General features: G+C 42.5%; 1 pseudogene. It reads right to left on the bottom strand.

Annotated features, from left to right (window positions below):
* Positions 1–185 (bottom strand): annotated as a pseudogene (locus CBG25_RS02890) (AAA family ATPase); the annotation flags it as partial.
* Positions 186–572: the final 387 nt, after the last annotated feature.

Below are 572 nucleotides of genomic sequence, written 5' to 3'. Positions count from 1 at the left end.
AGTATCGTTTGACGCCGACGTTCAGTAAGTCCTTCATACTGGAGTCGTAAAACAGACTCTAGAAAGTCAGCGTGTGTACCGTTCTTGTCGACAGTTGCCTGCGCTACAGCTGGCCACTCTGTGCTTAGTCTTTCCAGTTTAAGCTGCTCGCAGAATTTTTCGATGCGTTCATACTGAAGACTCATATAGGCATCTCCAGAATCGATTGATAGACGGACAAAGGATGTTGTAGGCTCTCCATAGGAATCGGGCGAGTCTGATGTATCGGTAAAGGAAATGCTTGCATGACTTTTGGCAGCGGCAACAGTGCTAAGCGTTCTTGTAGCATGCGCTCTTCCGGCGATACACCCGTAGTGCCATGTTTACGTACATTAGCTATTAAACTAGTTGCTGAATAGAGACTTGCATTTTTTGTCACGCTATTGAGAATAAAAAGAGGTTTAACTTAGAGAATAAAGGTTTGAAATGATCAACAAAGAGCGGCTGTTACGAGATAATCGTTTATGTAAAGCAATCATTGGATTATCAGTCGAAGAATTGAAAAATTTAGCCGCTGAATTTTCAGCTTGTTA

Origin of the sequence: Arsenophonus sp. ENCA, assembly GCF_002287155.1 — a bacterium.
Classification (GTDB): Bacteria; Pseudomonadota; Gammaproteobacteria; order Enterobacterales; family Enterobacteriaceae; genus Arsenophonus; species Arsenophonus nilaparvatae.
The sequence above is the reverse complement of the archived record's forward strand: the minus strand, read 5'-3'. Positions and strand labels throughout refer to the sequence as shown.